The organism is Rhizobium sp. NZLR1, from assembly GCF_017357385.1.
Lineage (GTDB): Bacteria > Pseudomonadota > Alphaproteobacteria > Rhizobiales > Rhizobiaceae > Rhizobium.
In genome coordinates this window covers 125875-142420 of sequence record NZ_CP071635.1, presented here as the reverse complement: position 1 = coordinate 142420, position 16546 = coordinate 125875, and the positions used below count along the sequence as shown (strand labels likewise).

Below are 16546 nucleotides of genomic sequence, written 5' to 3'. Positions count from 1 at the left end.
ACCAGTCAGTTCAGTTCGATCAGCGCCGCAAGATCGACGCGTGCCGTTCCCATGGTCATGCCGCCGCACACCAAAGGATCAATCATCCACCCCGAAATCGAGACCACCACAACTGAGGGCCCCAAAACCTTCAGAAACCGACCTGTCGCTCGTTCTTCGACGCGGCGAATGGAAACCTTTTGGCCGAAATACGGATGCCAGCGATAACGAACCTCGACTTCATCGCCGACATGGGCAGAATGAACGGGGGATGGCTCTCAATCGCAAGAATGCATTGTTTGCAGGCTCCGACGCCGGCAACACTGGGCGACCATCGCTTCGCTCATCGAGACCGCCAAGCTCAATGATGTCGAACCGCTCGGCTATCTCGCGGACGTGCTCACCAGGATCGTCAACGGCCACCCCAATAGTCGGATCGACGAGTTATTGCCCTGGGCATATCGCACGGATAAAATGCTCCGATAAAATCGGCGGCGATTGGATATGTCATGACAGTGCAGAGCATCTCGTGGGAGCAAGATGGAATCGACTCCGGCTGGTTCTTCGCCAAGGATGTCGGCTCAGTGAGGAGCAGTTCCCGTTATCATCCCGGAGGCTGGTGGTTCCTTCCGAAGTGGTTACCTGACACCGAAGAAAACGATGTCGGCCCCTTCAAAACCAAGGCTGCCGCGATGGCGCAGGCAGAGGCTCTAACTGCTCGCCAGCTCGCAAATCAGCACTAAGCTCCTCCCTTGGCCGTGGCCTCAGGACCGCGCTTACCGTGGAGGCGGCTAATCCGGTCTTATCCGATGACGCCGGTACAGCCGCACACACCACACTAGGCTCCAGACTCAATCATGCCCACCAAATGACGAGAGCAGCGATGTAGCAAGTTGCCTCGAAGTTGATCATGAGCTTGTCGTATCGTGTTGCGATGCGCCTCCAATCCTTCAGGCGGCAGAAGGTGCGTTCAATAATATTCCTGCGCTTGTAGGCAATGGGGTCGAAGGGCTGTATGCGCTTTCGAGTAGGATTGTTGGGAATGACCGGCTGCGTGCCGCGGGCGGTGAGGAAGTCGCGTAATGTGTCGCTGTCATAAGCGGTGTCTGCGGCACATAGGCGGCTCGCAGGCAAGGGCGTGAGCAGCGGAACGGCAACGGGTGCGTCGCCGCGCTGCCCGGGCGTTATTCGCAGCGCGATTGGACGGCCGCAACCATCGACAACAGCATGGATTTTTGTCGATCTGCCGCCTCGCGAGCGGCCGATTGCCTCGGCATCCGCCCCCCTTTTCCGCCAGCGGCTGATCGGTGGGCTTTGGCGGTGGTGCTGTCGATCATATGAAGATCCCGATCGGTTGTTTGCGCCAGAGCTTCAAACAGCCGCCGCCATATTCCTTTCGCAGACCAGCGATGGAAGCGATTGTAGATGGTTGTTGAAGGCCCGTAGCAAGTGGGACAATCCTGCCATCGGCAACCCGATCGCAGGACATGGATGATTCCACTAATCACTCGACGGTCGTCAGTGCGATGAGCACCGGGTTGGTTCGTGGGAAGTAGGGGCGCAATCACCGCCCTCTGCTGATCATCAAGCCAGAACTCTCCTGCCATCATCAAAACTCCCATTGTCATCATAATGAATCACAGCGATCCATTTTGATCAATGGCTTGATTGGGTTTGGAGCCTAAAGCCCTTGCAGCCTCGTGAAGGTGCAACGCGAAAGCGCAGCAGACGGGGCAAGAAGGCGGAAAGGGTTGCAGTCGTTATCCCACCTTCTTTAAGCGCTCTCACCGCTTCTGACGATGCAATCAATCTCGACGAAGAAATCAGGCTCCTCCGGGACAAGTTAGCGCGCAAGCTCCAAATGCAGAATGCGCAATTGAAGAGGATGTTAGAGCGGTTCGAACGCTGAAGCTGTCATAAACGCATTCTGCGGACTTTGGGCATGAGCAGCGTGTCAAACGCATTTCCCTAAGCTTGGCCAAAAACGAACTTGGCGCCTCGTCGGGCAACAAATGGAGGAACCGCGCCCAGACTCCAGCTCCGGCTAATCAACATTGGAGTGTCGGTTCCACGCCAATCCTCCAGACCGAGATTTGCGCGATGAATTAGGGACGGCCGCGGCCACGCCGCGCCACAGGTGGGCATGCTCTTTGCTATATTCAAAATAACCTTTGAACTGGCCCGCCGAGAGACCGCAAAACCAGCAGCCCCCGGTGCAGCCTTCGCTCAGCTCGAAAGCAATGACGGGGTGTGTGATCGACTCTGCCGATGTGCCCAACACGTCATCGCAGCGGCGCATTTGGCGCTCGCGCCACGCATGGAAACGAGGGGAGGCCACCGACATATTGCCTTGGTCGCGCAGGATGTCGCGATGGCATACCATCTCGTCCATATACTCACGCCAAGTTACAGCCAATGGCCACGACGCACACTCCGGCTCGCGATAGAATTTCCGGTAGCTCGAATGCCAGAGCGGTAGCATCGGATCGACTTCAATCCCGTAGCGTGCCGTTACGCTACGAGGGTTGTCGACGTTCTCCGAAAGCGCGCTCTTGAAGGCCACGTCACCGCCGAGGCACTCCAGGAAGCGCTTGATATGGGCCAACGTGCGGACCTCTCCAGTTGTCCGCCGGTTAAAGATCTGTCGATAGTGTTCCTTGGCAGAATGCACCACGAGGTTACCTCCCATTTTCCACTGTCTCATCGGTCCGGGGGTGAATGAGTACCCCCGGGACCGTTTGATTAGACGAGGACCGCAGCGACCACGACTTGCGCTGCCTCAACGGCGGTGGTCGCGGCCACGATGGTCTGGACTGCTTTGATAGAGGTCACAACGTCCGAATGGCGCTTGCCGACAGCCGGATCGGTCTGTTTGTCGGTCATGCCACTTGGATTTCTGGCCTTTATGTAACTTTTGGCCTCATCGATCGTGAAATCGTAGCCGTGCGTCTTTCCGCTCGCTACCAGTGATGCGAGACCGGTAGCATTCGTTTTCACGTATTCCAGCAGGGTGGCGTCTTTCCCCAGATCGCCAACGAAACGCTCTAGTTCAGTATCAGACATCTTTAATCTCCTTCACGTATTCCAGCAGGCTGACGTCTTTCCCCAGATCGCCAACAAAAGGCTTAAGTTCAGTTTTGGACATCTTTAATCTCCAGATCGCCTCGAGCTCAGAAAGCCTTGGCCGTGCGTGAAGCATGATACGTCTTCGGCGTCTCTCCAACATCGACATCCTCATCACGGATGCCGGCGAGCACGTCCGACGTTTATCAGATTGCGGCATAACAAACCTCCTGACGGTCTAATTAAGATATGACGGTACTAATCCGTCATTTGTCCGAATTATGATCTTTTCGGCAGGAACGTCAACGGCCATTAAGCTGCCGCGCCAAACAAAATTACCGGCTCCATCGGAGCAAGGCCTTTCGCGACGGCGGCGGAGACAATTTTGGTAGTGGACTTGCCAATTCCGCCCTTTCCATAGAATGCGATCTGACGCAGAGCTGCCATGCTTGGCGTTCCTTCATGAGTTCGAAGCAATGCGGTTATCCCGCACCGCGGATGCGGCGGCCGTTCCGCTGCCTCGCAATAGCTCTCAAGATTCGTGCCAAGCCGGCCGATTGAGCTGACGAACAACTATTCGCTGCTATTTCAACGATGTGGGCGGAAGATACGCGATTGGGCGAAAACGATTGCGCGTCGCGCAAGCTGACAAAGGTGACGACGATGATTGTCATCAACAACCGACCCTACCGGAAACACTGGCAGGCCAGCGTTATCGCGCTAAACCACTCCCTGGGATACGATCCCACTTACCCAATAGCGCTGTCTCCGGTGGGATCATCGACGACGATCAAGCGCCGCGGCGAGCGATCCCATTCACCAGGACGAGGTAACCTCGTCCCGCATCTGGTACCCTGCATAATGTTGCCGTCTGGCGCGCGCGCCTGCTCCGCCATCGGCCAAAAATGTTTGAGCGGCCTCTCCCCACTCAAGGGACCACGACGTCGAGCAAATGACGCTTGCCGTTTCATAAATGTATTCGGCCCTGCGCGCCTGGAGTGCTGTTGCAGCTGGTCATGATGACAGGTCCGCACGCTCCGTTCGGAATAAAGAGTTCGGGCACGAAGCCTTTTTTCACAGGATTTACGGCATGTTGATCGACCGTTTCGTCCATCACTATGCCAGAGCGTTGCAATTGAGCGAAGAACGTCAGGCGAAAGCAGGATCTCCGAAGGACGATTGTCCGGCATGCAGGAAAAGTCCGAACACAGCGATTCCCTGCTTGATGATGCCAAGGCCTTGCGCAGGGAGGCGGACGATCCCGTTGGTGTGGGTGACCTCAGCGAGGCTCTCGCCGTGCGCCTGCGACCTGAATAATCATGACGCTTGCATGAACGAAGGTGACACCCCTGCAGCACGGTCTTGTTCAACGATAGCTCTGCGACAGTTCGCTTCAGCTTGACGTTCGCCCTTCCAAAATGGCGTTGACGCTTCACCTTGCGAGGGCATCAGACCAGTATATTTTGTGCTAATTTAGAAGGTCGCGTTAGAAGCTTCTACTTTGCGACAGACATCGGCGATCAGCCTCTCCCTCTATCAAAATTCGGGACAATGCGATCTCCGCTTAATTTTTTCCTGCGCGGGTCGTAAGTCGACAAATGCAGTTCCAGATGACCCGATTAACCGAAATTCTCCACGCCAACCTACGACATCGTCGTCACCTTTGTCAGCTTGCGCGACGCGCAATCGTTTTCGCCCAATCGCGTATCTTCCGCCCACATCGTTGAAATAGCAGCGAATAGTTGTTCGTCAGCAAAATCGGCCGGCTTGGCACGAATCTTGAGAGCTATTGCGAGGCAGCGGAACGGCCGCCGCATCCGCGGTGCGGGATAACCGCATTGCTTCGAACTCATGAAGGAACACCAAGCATGGCAGCTCTGCGTCAGATCGCATTCTATGGAAAGGGCGGAATTGGCAAGTCCACTACCAAAATTGTCTCCGCCGCCGAAGCCGTCACGAAAGGCCTTGCTCCGATAGAGCCGGTAATTTTGTTGGCGCGGCAGCTTAATGGCTGTTGACGCTCCTGCCTAATGACGTTAGAAATGCATTATGACGGATTATTTCCGTTATATAATAGTAGACCGTCAGGAGGTTTGTTGTGACGCAGTCTGTTAAACGTCGGAAGCGCAAGGTCAAGGGGTCTGACCTCTTTGTGCGGGGGCTTGAGGAGCAGGGGGTCAAATGCATCTTCGGCATCCCCGGCGAGGAAGTCCTCGACATCATGGAATCCATTCGCAAGTCGAAGACGAAGATAAAGTTCGTGCCGACCCACACCGAGTGGGCCGCGGCCCTCATGGCTGCGAACTATGGCCGCCTGACTGGCAAGACCGGCGTCTGCCTCGCCACTTGCGGTCCGGGCGTGCTCAACTTCCCCAACGGGGCTGGCTATGCCTTTCTCGGCGGGATGCCGCTTCTGATGGTTGGCGGCCAGAAAGCGATCAAGAGCCGCCCCCAGGCAGGTTTTCAGAGGGTCGACGCCGTCGCGGTGATGAAGCCCGTGACCAAGCTCGCAATACAAATCGCATCGGCGCAGTTGATCCCGTCGATGGTCAGGGAGTCCTTCCGCGTCACCCAGGAGGGAAAGCAGGGGCCAGTGTATCTTGAGCTTCCGGAAGATATTGCGGCCGAAAAATGCGAGGAGGAGGAGCTCTGATGATTGCGCCGACGCCCCATCACCGCAGCCAAACGTCCGCTTCTGATGTTCGGGGCAGTCGCCTCGCGTCCCCGATCTACACCGGATTCGCGCAGTTTACGATTCGCACAGTCAGCAATCGAAAGGAATTGACATGACAAGGCAACGAAAGAACACTCGCAGCCCTGAGGGCGAAAAGCGCATGGTCAAGGGGTCCGACCTCCTGCACCAGTTCGAACGGCCGATAGCAAGCGATGCGACCCTCAATCAAATCGCCGCCCGCATCACCGAAGCCAAAAGTCCGCTTCTGATATTCGGGGCAGCCGCCTCGCGTGCCGCCGCCTCTAATCTCGGCTTGGCAGCGGATATGACGCAGTTTGTGATCCGCACCGGCATTCCGTTCCTTACCACTCAAATGGGCAAGGGCACCGTGTCCGAGAGCTCCCACCTCTATATGGGCACGCCGGCGCTATCCGAAGGCGAGGATGTGCATGAGGTCATCGACAAGGCCGACCTGATCCTCCCGATCGGCCACGACACGACCGAAAAGCCACCGTTCATCATGCGCAAGGGCGGCCAGGAGGTCATTCACATCGCAGAACAGGGGGCACCATTCGAGCCGGCCTACTCCCCGCAATACCAGCTTATCGGTGAGATCGGCCATTCGCTGAAGGCGCTGGGCGATCGCCTCGAGGGCAAGCTGCCAAACGCGCAGGCGCTTCTTTACCTACGCGAGCCCATTCTCGAGCGCACCGCCGCGCGGGCGACGGAGGACAGCTTCGCGCTACAGCGTTTGGTCAACGATATAAGCGAGGTGATGACGCCGCATGACAGCATCCTGGTGCTGGACAACGGTCAGTACAAGATCTCGGTCGCTCGCAACTACCAGACCAATGCCCCCAATACGCTGCTGCTCGACAATGCTCTTGCAACAATGGGAGCAGGACTGCCGTCGGGGATAGTTGCCGCAATGCTCTATCCCTTGCACCGCGTCATGGCGCTCTGCGGCGACGGCGGCTTCCAGATGACCAGCCAGGAACTGGAGACGGCCGTCCGCCTCAAGCTCAACCTGGTCATCGTCATCCTGAATAACAAGGACTACGGCATGATCAGCTGTAAGCAGGCCTCCAAGGGTTACAAGAATTTCGGCACCAAATTCGACAATCCGGATTTCGTGAAATTGGCCGAATCCTATCACGCCAAGGGCACGCGCGTCGAAACGCCGGACGATCTGGTGCCGGCGCTGGAAGCCGCTTTCGAAGGCGGCGGCGTCCATGTTGTCGAAGTGGCGATCGTTCATTCGGATTACAAGCGAGGGCTCACCGATAAGCCGCGCTCGCGCAAAGCGAAACCAACGAAGCGCCTGAGCGACCTAGGATAAACCGCCTCGGACAGGCCGCCCTGCCGCCCGAGAGACCCAAGTGAGGACCAAAAGCATGAAAGCCTTTACTTTCCAAACCCCGACCAACATCCGTTTCGGCGCAGGCGCGTCCAGCAAGATCGGCGAGCTCCTCAAGGGCTACAAGGCCGCCCATGTGCTGCTCGTCACCGACGAGAAGGTGTGGGCGGCCGGGCTGACGCGCAATGCGGAAGCGGCGATTGCCGAAGCCGGCATCGCGCTCACCGTGTTCGACGGCGTGGTCGTCGACGCGCCGTCGCATGTCATCGAAGCGGCGGCAGAAATCTGCCGCGAGCGCGGCGTCGACACTGTCGTGGCAATCGGCGGCGGCAGCGCGCTGGATACGGCAAAGCTCGTCGCCTATCTCGCCAAAACCCCGGACAAGCTTGATGCTATCTATGGTGTCGACCGTGCCACCGGCGACCGACTGCCGCTGCTGCTGGTGCCGACCACGGCCGGCACCGGATCGGAAGTGACGCCGGTCTCCATCGTTAAAACGCCAAACAACGAGAAGAAGGCGGTGATCTCGCCGCGCCTCCTCCCGGACTGTGCGATCCTCGATCCCGAACTGACGCTCGGCCTGCCGCCGCACCTCACCGCCCAGACGGGCATCGACGCCATGGCGCATGCGATCGAGGCCTATACCGGCAAGATCAAGAAGAACCCGATCTCCGACTGGCTCGCGCTGAAGGCGCTGGCGCTGCTGTCGGCCAATCTGAGGAAAGTGTGCGCGGACGGCTCTGACCTCGAAGCGCGCTCGGAAATGCTGCTCGGCTCCATGCTGGCCGGCATGGCGTTTGCCCATTCGCCGGTTGCAGCGGTGCATGCGCTCGCCTATCCGATCGGCGAGATCTTCCATGAGGCGCACGGCCTCTCCGTTGCGCTGGTCCTGCCTTACGTGTTGGAATTCAACCGGCCGGCGGCCGAAGCGCTCTATGCCGAGCTCTCCGACGTTATCCAGCCCGGCTATCGCCGCCAGTCCGATGCGGCGGACGCTGTGGCCTTCATCGCCGAGATCGAGGCGATCTGCCGAGACTGCGGGGTGCCCGGCTCGCTTTCGGCGGTTGGAATCGGCGAAGGCGATCTTTCCAAGCTGGCGGAGGATGCGATGAAACAGAAGGATCGCCTACTGGTCAATAATCCGCGCGAGCTCGACTGTGATCAGGCCCGGGCGATCTATGCCAGCGCGCTTGCGGGCCGCGGCCCGGCCGCAGACTAGTGAGCCGGCCATGACCCCGAGCTCGGACGACCAACCGGAATTCTCGCAGATGCTGCTGCGCATGTCGGAAATGTGGCGCAGCAGCATGGAGCAGGGGAAATTGGAAAAATGTGGTTCAACTCGATGATGCCCTTCCTCACCACGCGCGCGGCCGACAGCAGCCTGTTTGCCGTCGCGCAGTGCGGCGAGATCTCAAAAACCATCAAACGCATGGCGGAAGCCCCGCGCCTTGCCGACATGTGGAACCTCGACCGGCAGGTCTACGCGCTGATGGCGGCCTGGATGGACGTGAGCCAATGCATGGCGGCCTATCACGCCATCGCATCCGTGCCGTGGAGCAAGGCCTATGAACGCTACAGCGCGACGCTCGCCGACACGAAGGAAGGAGACGCCAAGGATTTCGGCTGGCGCAAGGCCTTCGACAAGTGGAGGGACATTGCGAACAAGGAACTGATCAGCAACCTGCGCTCTAAGGATTTCCTCGCCGCGCAGCGCGAATTGCTGCTCGCCGGGCTGGAGCTGCGCACCCGCCAACAGCAAATGACCGACAGCGTCGCGAAGCTGTTAGGCGTTCCGAGCCAGCACGACTTCGACGAGCTGACGCGGCAGTTCACGGAACTCAGGCGGGAGGTGCGCGCCAGCCGCAGGGCACAGCGCGATGAGGCCGAAGATGCACGCGGCCTCGCCACACAACCAGGAAGGGATGAGTCATGACCGAACCCCGCGAAACCGCCTTCAACAGCTTCCTGAAGGATTTCGCCGAGAATGTCGGCAAGTTTCACAAGGGGGCGGACGTGCTCGCCGGGATCCGCGACGAGGATGTCGATGTCGGAGCGACGCCGAAGACGCTCGTCATGCGTCGCGACAAGGTGGAACTGTTCCGCTACGAGCCGACGGCCAAGCGCATCGTCGAGACGCCGGTCCTCATCGTCTATGGGCTGATCGGCCGCTACACTATCGCGGACCTCCAGCCCGACCGCTCGCTGGTGCGTAGCCTGCTCGCCAAGGGCATCGACGTCTGGCTGATCGACTGGGGCAAGCCCGGCCGCGCCGAGCGCTGGCTGACGATGGACGACTATGTCGACGACTATATCCACGAGGCGGTGCACCGGATCTGCCGCGAGACGGGGCATGACAAGGTAACGCTGCTCGGCATCTGCGAGGGCGGCTTCTTCGCCACCTGCTATGCGGCGCTCCATCCGGAGAAGGTCAAGAACCTGGTCCTGACCATCACGCCGATCGACTTCCACGCCGATATCGACGACCCGGCGGCCAGTCAAGGCCTCCTCAACATCTGGACGCGCTCGCTTGCGCCAGAGGATATCGATCGCATGGTCGATGCGTTGGGCGTCATCCCCGGCGAATTCATGAGCTTGATCTTCTCGCTCATGACGCCGATGCAATCGCTGACCAAGTACAATGTCAACCTCATCGACATCGCCGGCGACAAGGACCTGCTGATGAACTGCCTGCGCATGGAGAAATGGCTGGCCGACCGGCCGGATCACCCGGGCGCGGCCGGCCGGCAATGGCTGAAGGAGCTCTATCAGGGGAACCGCCTGGTCAAGGGCAGGTTCGAGCTGTCGGGCCGCATCGTCGACCTCCACGCGATCGACGTGCCCGTGCTCAACATCTACGCGCTGAACGACCATATCATTCCGCCGGCCTGTTCCAAGGCGCTCGGCGGCAAGATCGGCAGCACCGACTATATGGAGATTCCGCTTCTGAGCGGGCATGTCGGCCTGTTCGTTTCGAGCAAGTCGCAGGGCACGCTCACCAAAAGCATGGTTGAATGGCTCCAGGCACGGGACGGGTAAGAGGATAGCGATGCGCAACAAATTTGTCTCCGCCGCCGAAGCCGTGGCGATCATCCGTTCGGGCGATAGAGCCGATTTTTCCGGATTCGGCGGCATCGGCACGCCGGAGGCGGTGATCTGCGCCGTCGAGAAGCGTTTCCTCGAAACGGGCGAGCCGAGCAATCTCACCTTTGTCTTTGCCGCCGCCCCGGGCGGCGGCAAAGACAAGGGCCTCAACCGACTGGCGCATGACGCTTGCGTCCATCGCGAGCTGGGCGGGTGATAGGAAACGACCAATTGGCGTTGCGCGGAGCGACGACGGCGGTGGTAAGGGAGCGAAACAGAACTGTTAGAAGCCAGGACTAACTTCCACAACTATGACGTATCCTATGACGTTATTTGCGGCGGCTTCGCGTTGCCTATCCGTGAGAATAAAGCTCAGGAACCGACATCGTCTGTCGGTCGAGATGGTAGCACTCTATGCAGCCAACAACATCGCCAAGGCATCCTGAAATATGCTGTAGGTCGGCAGCGTCCTTCTGGGCGGCGGCCTAAGCGTCAGGTCTACGAGATGATGTGATACGGAGAATGCCGCAGTGCAATCGCGGGCACTTTGGAGAGGGCAGGCATGTCAACTCGCTCAGCGGCTGTCTACGCAATTTAACGGTAAGAGCGCGATGAGGGCGCCTGGAGGCGTGGGGGTTGACAATGAGTTGGCACTCCCCGGCGCATGATCGTGCTCATCCAGGATCGGCGTGATTCGCGCAGAATCCAGCCCTGCTTAATACGAACCGCGAAGTGCATGGGTTTCTCCAGGCTCCGATCATATGTGTGCCAGCGTTTCCTCCACTGTGCGCTTGGGCGCATGCCATCGTCGATACTCGTAAAGAGGCGCCGGCGAGAAGGCGAGAAGCCGGCGCCACCCATTAATTACAATAGGGCCTTGCTCAGATTGTAGTAGAAGTTGTAATCGTTGAATGGCACCCCCTTGCCGAAGACATAGGTGTCAAGCGTGTGTCTCGCTGCTGGCGTCATGTCGAACCAGTTTATTGCAGGCTGCATCCCGCCACGAGTCCTGGTGTCAACCAGTGAAGGGTTGAGCGGGAATGGGTTGCGCTGATAGGCGACCAGCGGATGTGTTCCGCTCATGTGAGGCTCTGTCTTCCGGTTGTAATGACCATGGCTTGAGTAGCTGACTGCGTTCACCCGCGCTTGGCTGTCACAACTCGCCGTCCAGACGACGACATTCTGCCAACCAGACCGATGCCCTAAATTGCCGGGTCCGTCGACGTTCTGCTCCTTGGGAAAATACCAAGCGTACATGATCGCGCACTGGCCCCTGAAGGATGATTCCGCTCTGACGTAGACCTGTCCGATGCTTCGTGAGCAATGGCCGTCCATCGCTCCCGACGGGTTCAGGCCGCCGCTGACGTTGCCGGCGGCATCCACGGCCGGGAAAGGGACACAGCCGTTGTAAACCTTGAGATAGGGCTGGAAGGTCTTGAGGAAGCCGGAGGTGCTGTCGGGAAACCCTTGGACCTTATCGTGATCAATGACATCAGCCGCGCGCGTCGGCCCCGATAGTGCGCAAAGGGAGATTAACGCGGTAAGCAGAGTTCGCCGATTATGGGGAAGGGTGAGTGCCATGTTGTGTCCTTCGCTGTTTGAACGATTCGGTCCGCAAAATGAATGCCGACGCTAAATCGTACGAGGTTAGTGGTAGGTCGCAGCGGTGAACTCCCGTCTTTGGGCGCCGTTCTGTTAATGCTTAGACTTGTTAGGCTTCCGCTTGGACTTGCCGACGCCCCCGATGCCGACCTCCGCCTTACCGTAATCCGCCTTGCCGACCCCCTGCTTGCCACCTCTGACCCGCTTGACGAAGAATGCTTTCTTCCGCTTAATCATCTTGAAACCTTCTCGATCGAACTAATTTCCCGAGGCCGCCGATCTTGCTGGACGCGCCTGGCCGAAAGGCTGTTGGACGGGGTCTGAAATCCTCTGTCCCTTAAGGATCGCATTCGGCGAGCGATCTTCTGGCCGTGGTCAACAAGGGCCGCCAGCGTATTTTGAGAGGTAGTGGATTTGCCAATTCCACGCTTTCCACAGAATGCGATCTGATGTTGTGATGCTATTGTTTGTCCTTTCACGTGTTCGAACAATGCGGTTATCCCGCAACGCGGATGCGGCGGCCGTTCCGCTGCCTCGCAATAGCTCTCAAGATTCGTGCCAAGCCGGCCAATTGAGCTGACGAACAAAGTATTTGCTGCGATTTCAGCGATGTGGGCGGAAAATACGCGATTGGGCGAAGACGAATGCGTGTCGCGGAGCGGACAAAGGTGAGGACGATATCGTATCATCAACAATCGACCCTACCTGAAAACACTGATAGGCTAGTGCTATCGCGCTAAACCAATCCTTGGGCCCCGCCTGCCCCACAGCGCTCTCCGGTGGGATGATCGACGACGATCAAGCGTCACGGCAAGCGGTCCCATTCACTAGAACGAGGTAACCTCGTCCCGCATCTGGTGCCTGGCATGATGTTGCCGCCAGTCGATTCCTCGGCAATCAATCCGACGAAGGACGATCGTGCGGCATGCATGAAAAGTTCCGAACTTAGCGTGTCGGCTCGATGGCTTTCAGGTCCAAATGCAGAGGGTGTGCGCGGAGGATCAGCCAAACCTTGTGGCGAAGCGCTGTATATACGTCGGATCCCACCGCCAAGCCGAAGGACGTGGTCCACAAGGCGCCGCTGGCCCGAAGACCTTCATTCAGCACTCCACTGAGAAAATTCAATGAGTTGACGAAAGGCCTGCGCCGACGGAGCAGCGCAGCAAAGCGCTTGTTGGCTGGCACGGGCCTTGCGTTTTATAACGCGACGGCATAAAAGCGTCAAAGACGTCAAAAGCTGTCGCGACGAAAATAATAACCAAATTGAAATGGAGACAACGTCGGAACTAACTCGACGCCATCGCAAAGGACTCTGGGCCGCATACGCGCGCGGCGCGCAGCTGCGATTATCTATTTCCAGACACATGACCTTGCGCTCGGTCCGCGCGACGGTTTCCACGCGAGGCGGGATGTCTCGAATAGGCAACGAAAATACAAAATCCCCTCCGAAAAAGCTCGGAGACTGATGAAACTGCTAGGAGAACAAGATGCGCTGGATTTCCAGATTACTTGCAACGGGTGCCGCTTTTACGTTGGCGTCCATACCCCTCGACGGCTTCGCTCAGTCGGTCGATGCCAACCTCGCAATCAACAGGCCGGACGAGGCGTCTTGGCGTTTCCTCGCTTATGTCGCTAGTCCCGTCGCGGCGACGCCTGGCAAGGTTTTGTTCGAAACATGGGCTTCGAACGAAGATACATTCACTCCGCGCCCGGTTTTTCCGGGCGCCAAAGGTGACCCGTCCTGTGGACAGTCGGGTGCAGCGGCGGAAATCGCCGCTCCCGTGGCCAGCCCAAAAATACTGAGTCTTCCAGCCCTCCAGCAGTTGGCTCCGATGGGCCTCGTCCCGCATGGGTCGCCCGACGGGAGCGAAGAAGTTCGCCGCAACCAGGCGACTTTCGATTACATCGTTTGCAACCAGCTCTTTACCAAGGCCGGTCTGCGATCCTTCTATAATGCCGGCCGGCCGATCTCAGCTCCTGTCGGCGCCATGGAAGTCAAGGCAAATTGGGTACCCGCCGATGAGGTCGATAGCGCCGATTATTATGTCAGCGAGGCACCTGACGGGAAGAAATACGCGCTAATCGCCATGCATATCAGCAGTAAGGTGCTGCCCAACTGGACCTGGGCAACGTTCGAGCACCAGAACAATCCAGGCCGTTGCGATTATACCGGATGCCATGATGCCTATGGTGCGGTTGTCGCCGACGTGGACGCGAATGACGTCCCTGATCGGCCCTACAGCGCCTGTGCAAAGAACGACGCACTGAAAGCCATGATGGGCTCTGCAGGCCTTTCACCCGTGTGGGAACATTACTGCCTGAAGGGCAGCCAGACCGACTTCGTCTCGGCGACCGGCTTGCCGACGCATCTCGGCAATTCGGTAACGGAGGCCGGATTCGCCGACACTTCGTCCTGCATCACCTGCCATGCGCGTGCCGCCGTCAACGCAAAGGGAATAAAGACGACGCCAGCAGGATTTGTCGATCCGCCGATGCCGGCGCTCTGTCCCAATCCATCCGGTTCCTGCAGTCCGAATGGCGCGCCGGATCCGAATTGGTTCTGGACCAATCCGGGCAAGCTCGACAAGGCCGCCGTTGCCATGCAGACGGATTTCATCTGGTCAATTGCTCGCTTTGCAATCGGGGACTAACGCCGGCCCCGCCACGACGCTGCCCGAGAAAGCGAACCGCCGAAAGTTGCCCGGCGATGAAGTTATGACCGTCTATCTTCGTGATCGGCGCCGGGTCCGGCATCGCCCCGGCAGCGGAAGGGACCTAGCGGCGCTTGTTTCGCGGAGGACGAGTCTGATCTTGCGCGCGAGCGGCGCAATGTTCTGGGCCAGACCTCTTCTGAATTCAGCCGGCTGGCGCGGATATCGAAGGCACGGGTTGTGCGCTTCGAGATCATTCGCCGCACCGCAACGATCGTCATGTTGTGACAAGAATCTGGATCGATTCAGTTCGCGAGCCCACGTCTTAGGCTAATTGGGACAAGCGGGGCCGCACGATCCGCGGCCATCAGGGCCATAGGGGGTAACGGCGAAGGTCGTGGCACGCTGGGTCGAGTGGTTCCTGTGGGGAGGCCCCGCCGGCATGGAGGATTGTTCGTCCCGCCGAACACGAGCCCAAGCCGGACCCCGGAGCAGAACGATCGCCCAAAAAATCTCGTTCCGCCTTAAGAGGAATAGAGAACAAGAATTCCCTGACGAAAGTATGCAGCCGCAAGTTCTTGGCGCGGCAGAGTGCTTGTTGACGGGCACAGATAATGTGGTAAATCGTGACAGAATAAACACGTCATGCACAAGAAATGCCGTCACGAGGTCACTTATGCCACCCACTGAGAATCCACCTCAAATGGAAACCACTTCGGAGCGCATCGAGCGCCGTATCAACGAACTCTGGGATCGCCTAAGGGAGCGGGGAGCTCCTGATTTTCGAGACCGAGACGACAGGACCCTTCGCTCGTTCTCCTTGGGCGAGGTTGCCGAAATTCTCGGCGTGTCGGGCAGCTATTTGCGCCAGTTGTCAATTGATGGGCTGGGGCCAACACCGGGGCTAGGGACCGCAGGACGGCGCTCCTATACGCTTCGACAGATCAACGAACTCCGCGCTTATCTCGCTTCGGCCCGTCCAAAAGAGGCTTTGAAGTTTTGCCCGCGCAGGCGCGAGGGTGAGAAACTACAGATCATCTCAGTAGCCTCCGGCTCCGCAAGCACCACCACATCGTACTATCTGGCTCAGGGCCTTGCACTTCAAGGATACCGCGTTCTCGCTATAGATCTCGATCCGAAGGGCTCATTGTCGAAAATGTTCGGCTATTATTTTCCGGATATCGGTTGTCCCGACCACCCTACGACCATGTATGGCGCTTTAAGATATGATGACGATCGGGTCAGTATGAGCTCTGTAATCCGACCCACCCATTTTGATGGTCTTGATCTTGTGCCGGGTACTTTCGAGCTCGAAATATTCGAACGGGAAAGTACGAAGCGCTTCGATAATGAGGACTTGAGGCACCCAGACGCTAGCATCAGAATGGTGGATGCGCTCAAGGAAGTCGAGCAGGGCTACGACGTTGTCGTTATCCACTGTGGACGTGGAGGCTTTCTGACCGCGGGTGCGTATGAAGCCGCGACCGGCGTTCTGGTGACGGTCCGCCCTCAATGGCCTGAGATCAAGTCAATGGGCCTGTCCCTCTACCGCTTCTCGCATTTGGTCTCTTTGATCGAAAAGGCTGGGAGGTCGGTAAATTATGATTTCACCAAATATTTGGTGACAGGGCACGATCCGCGTGACGTCTCACAGCAGGAGGCAGTCGCACTACTGCGGGACTGGCTGGGGGATGATCTGTTGACTGCGACCGTCTGGGAATCGGACGCGATCCGGCAAGCTTGGATGAAAAACCGGTCGTTGTATGAGCTGTCAGCGGGAGAGGTAGGCCGGTCGGCGTACGAGCAAGCGATGGAAACGCTGAATTCCACCAATGCGGAGGTAATGGACCTCATAGCCGAGGTTTGGGGCCGTCCCCCGATGTATGTGTCGAGGGCTTCGCGGACTGCAGGTAAGGCGAGTTCCTAATCGAGAGGACTTAATGGTTGTATCATCAATGCCGGCCACGCCGCGTGCGTCTGGTGATTGCCGCCTGTCTCGAGGAAATCGAGATCCTTGGTCGCAGAATCCACCGACCATAATGGCGCCAGGCGTCCCATCGTCGAAAACAGCCTTCGTGAGCCGCTCGGCCCGGCTATGATCGATATGATTGGGATTAGGATAATTAGGGGCGTGCAACG

General features: G+C 58.3%; 15 protein-coding genes and 6 pseudogenes. 14 read left to right on the top strand and 7 right to left on the bottom strand.

All coding sequences use genetic code 11. The annotated features are described in order from the left end of the window. Nucleotides 1-244: 244 nt before the first annotated feature. Nucleotides 245-465: pseudogene (locus J3O30_RS29700) on the top strand (transposase domain-containing protein); the annotation flags it as partial. Between the two features lie 23 nt (nt 466-488). After that, on the top strand, nt 489-722 hold the full coding sequence (locus tag J3O30_RS29695; protein ID WP_131624680.1) for a hypothetical protein: 234 nt from the start codon (nt 489-491) through the stop codon (nt 720-722). Nucleotides 723-834: 112 nt separating this feature from the next. Here the strand turns inward: J3O30_RS29695 and J3O30_RS29690 are convergent. Then, nucleotides 835-1586 (bottom strand): IS5 family transposase gene (locus tag J3O30_RS29690; protein WP_131714033.1). Its coding sequence is split into 2 segments (ribosomal slippage): nt 835-1259 and nt 1259-1586, totalling 753 coding nucleotides; the frame shifts between segments, so codons are not numbered across the junction. Nucleotides 1587-1681: 95 nt separating this feature from the next. Between J3O30_RS29690 and J3O30_RS33500 the strand changes: the two are divergent. Beyond that, nucleotides 1682-1888: pseudogene (locus tag J3O30_RS33500) on the top strand (hypothetical protein); the annotation flags it as partial. A 135-nt stretch (nt 1889-2023) separates the two neighbouring features. Here the strand turns inward: J3O30_RS33500 and J3O30_RS29685 are convergent. From J3O30_RS29685 to J3O30_RS33685, 3 genes are all read right to left on the bottom strand, one after another. Next, entirely contained in the window at nt 2024-2584 is a 561-nt protein-coding gene (locus J3O30_RS29685; protein WP_207585701.1) for a hypothetical protein, read from the bottom strand. 137 nt (nt 2585-2721) lie between these two features. Then, a complete protein-coding gene (locus J3O30_RS29680) occupies nt 2722-3042 on the bottom strand; it encodes a Nif11-like leader peptide family natural product precursor (RefSeq protein ID WP_094231115.1) in 321 nt (106 codons plus the stop codon). Nucleotides 3043-3354: 312 nt separating this feature from the next. Further along, nucleotides 3355-3489, bottom strand: coding sequence for a hypothetical protein (locus J3O30_RS33685; protein WP_131714032.1), 135 nt, complete (start codon nt 3487-3489; stop codon nt 3355-3357). A gap of 741 nt (nt 3490-4230) precedes the next feature. On the opposite strand from J3O30_RS33685, the gene J3O30_RS33680 reads away from it, so the two are divergent. The 9 genes and pseudogenes from J3O30_RS33680 to nifH (J3O30_RS29640) all read left to right on the top strand — a co-directional run. After that, entirely contained in the window at nt 4231-4359 is a 129-nt protein-coding gene (locus tag J3O30_RS33680) for a hypothetical protein (RefSeq protein ID WP_259671699.1), read from the top strand. A 551-nt stretch (nt 4360-4910) separates the two neighbouring features. Continuing rightward, on the top strand, nt 4911-5060 hold the full coding sequence (locus J3O30_RS29675) for a hypothetical protein (protein ID WP_156915363.1): 150 nt from the start codon (nt 4911-4913) through the stop codon (nt 5058-5060). Between the two features lie 80 nt (nt 5061-5140). Beyond that, nucleotides 5141-5805, top strand: a pseudogene (locus J3O30_RS29670) (thiamine pyrophosphate-binding protein); the annotation flags it as partial. A 95-nt stretch (nt 5806-5900) separates the two neighbouring features. Next, nucleotides 5901-7055 (top strand): annotated as a pseudogene (locus J3O30_RS29665) (thiamine pyrophosphate-dependent enzyme); the annotation flags it as partial. Nucleotides 7056-7110: 55 nt separating this feature from the next. Next, nucleotides 7111-8292, top strand: coding sequence for an iron-containing alcohol dehydrogenase (locus tag J3O30_RS29660; protein ID WP_131714030.1), 1182 nt, complete (start codon nt 7111-7113; stop codon nt 8290-8292). Between the two features lie 108 nt (nt 8293-8400). Then, on the top strand, nt 8401-9006 hold the full coding sequence (locus J3O30_RS29655) for a poly(R)-hydroxyalkanoic acid synthase subunit PhaE (protein WP_245315074.1): 606 nt from the start codon (nt 8401-8403) through the stop codon (nt 9004-9006). Further along, nucleotides 9003-10109 (top strand): class III poly(R)-hydroxyalkanoic acid synthase subunit PhaC, encoded by a 1107-nt coding sequence (gene phaC / locus J3O30_RS29650; RefSeq protein ID WP_077988136.1) that lies wholly within the window; start codon nt 9003-9005, stop codon nt 10107-10109. The genes J3O30_RS29655 and phaC overlap by 4 nt, the downstream gene beginning before the upstream one ends. A gap of 10 nt (nt 10110-10119) precedes the next feature. Then, a complete protein-coding gene (locus tag J3O30_RS29645) occupies nt 10120-10371 on the top strand; it encodes a CoA-transferase (protein ID WP_094231116.1) in 252 nt (83 codons plus the stop codon). 78 nt (nt 10372-10449) lie between these two features. Continuing rightward, nucleotides 10450-10591 (top strand): annotated as a pseudogene (nifH, locus tag J3O30_RS29640) (nitrogenase reductase); the annotation flags it as partial. A gap of 427 nt (nt 10592-11018) precedes the next feature. Here nifH (J3O30_RS29640) and J3O30_RS29635 read toward each other — a convergent pair. From J3O30_RS29635 to nifH (J3O30_RS29625), 3 genes and pseudogenes are all read right to left on the bottom strand, one after another. Beyond that, nucleotides 11019-11735: an NPP1 family protein gene (locus J3O30_RS29635; protein WP_077988135.1), complete on the bottom strand. Its 717-nt coding sequence runs from the start codon at nt 11733-11735 to the stop codon at nt 11019-11021. Between the two features lie 114 nt (nt 11736-11849). After that, on the bottom strand, nt 11850-11993 hold the full coding sequence (locus tag J3O30_RS29630) for a hypothetical protein (protein WP_165505398.1): 144 nt from the start codon (nt 11991-11993) through the stop codon (nt 11850-11852). Nucleotides 11994-12115: 122 nt separating this feature from the next. Beyond that, nucleotides 12116-12220, bottom strand: a pseudogene (gene nifH, locus J3O30_RS29625) (nitrogenase reductase); the annotation flags it as partial. Between the two features lie 1023 nt (nt 12221-13243). Here nifH (J3O30_RS29625) and J3O30_RS33495 point away from each other — a divergent pair. Together J3O30_RS33495 and repA are read left to right on the top strand one after the other, a co-directional pair. Next, a complete protein-coding gene (locus J3O30_RS33495; protein ID WP_245315073.1) occupies nt 13244-14407 on the top strand; it encodes a hypothetical protein in 1164 nt (387 codons plus the stop codon). A 676-nt stretch (nt 14408-15083) separates the two neighbouring features. After that, nucleotides 15084-16334 (top strand): plasmid partitioning protein RepA, encoded by a 1251-nt coding sequence (repA, locus tag J3O30_RS29615; RefSeq protein ID WP_077988132.1) that lies wholly within the window; start codon nt 15084-15086, stop codon nt 16332-16334. Nucleotides 16335-16546: the final 212 nt, after the last annotated feature.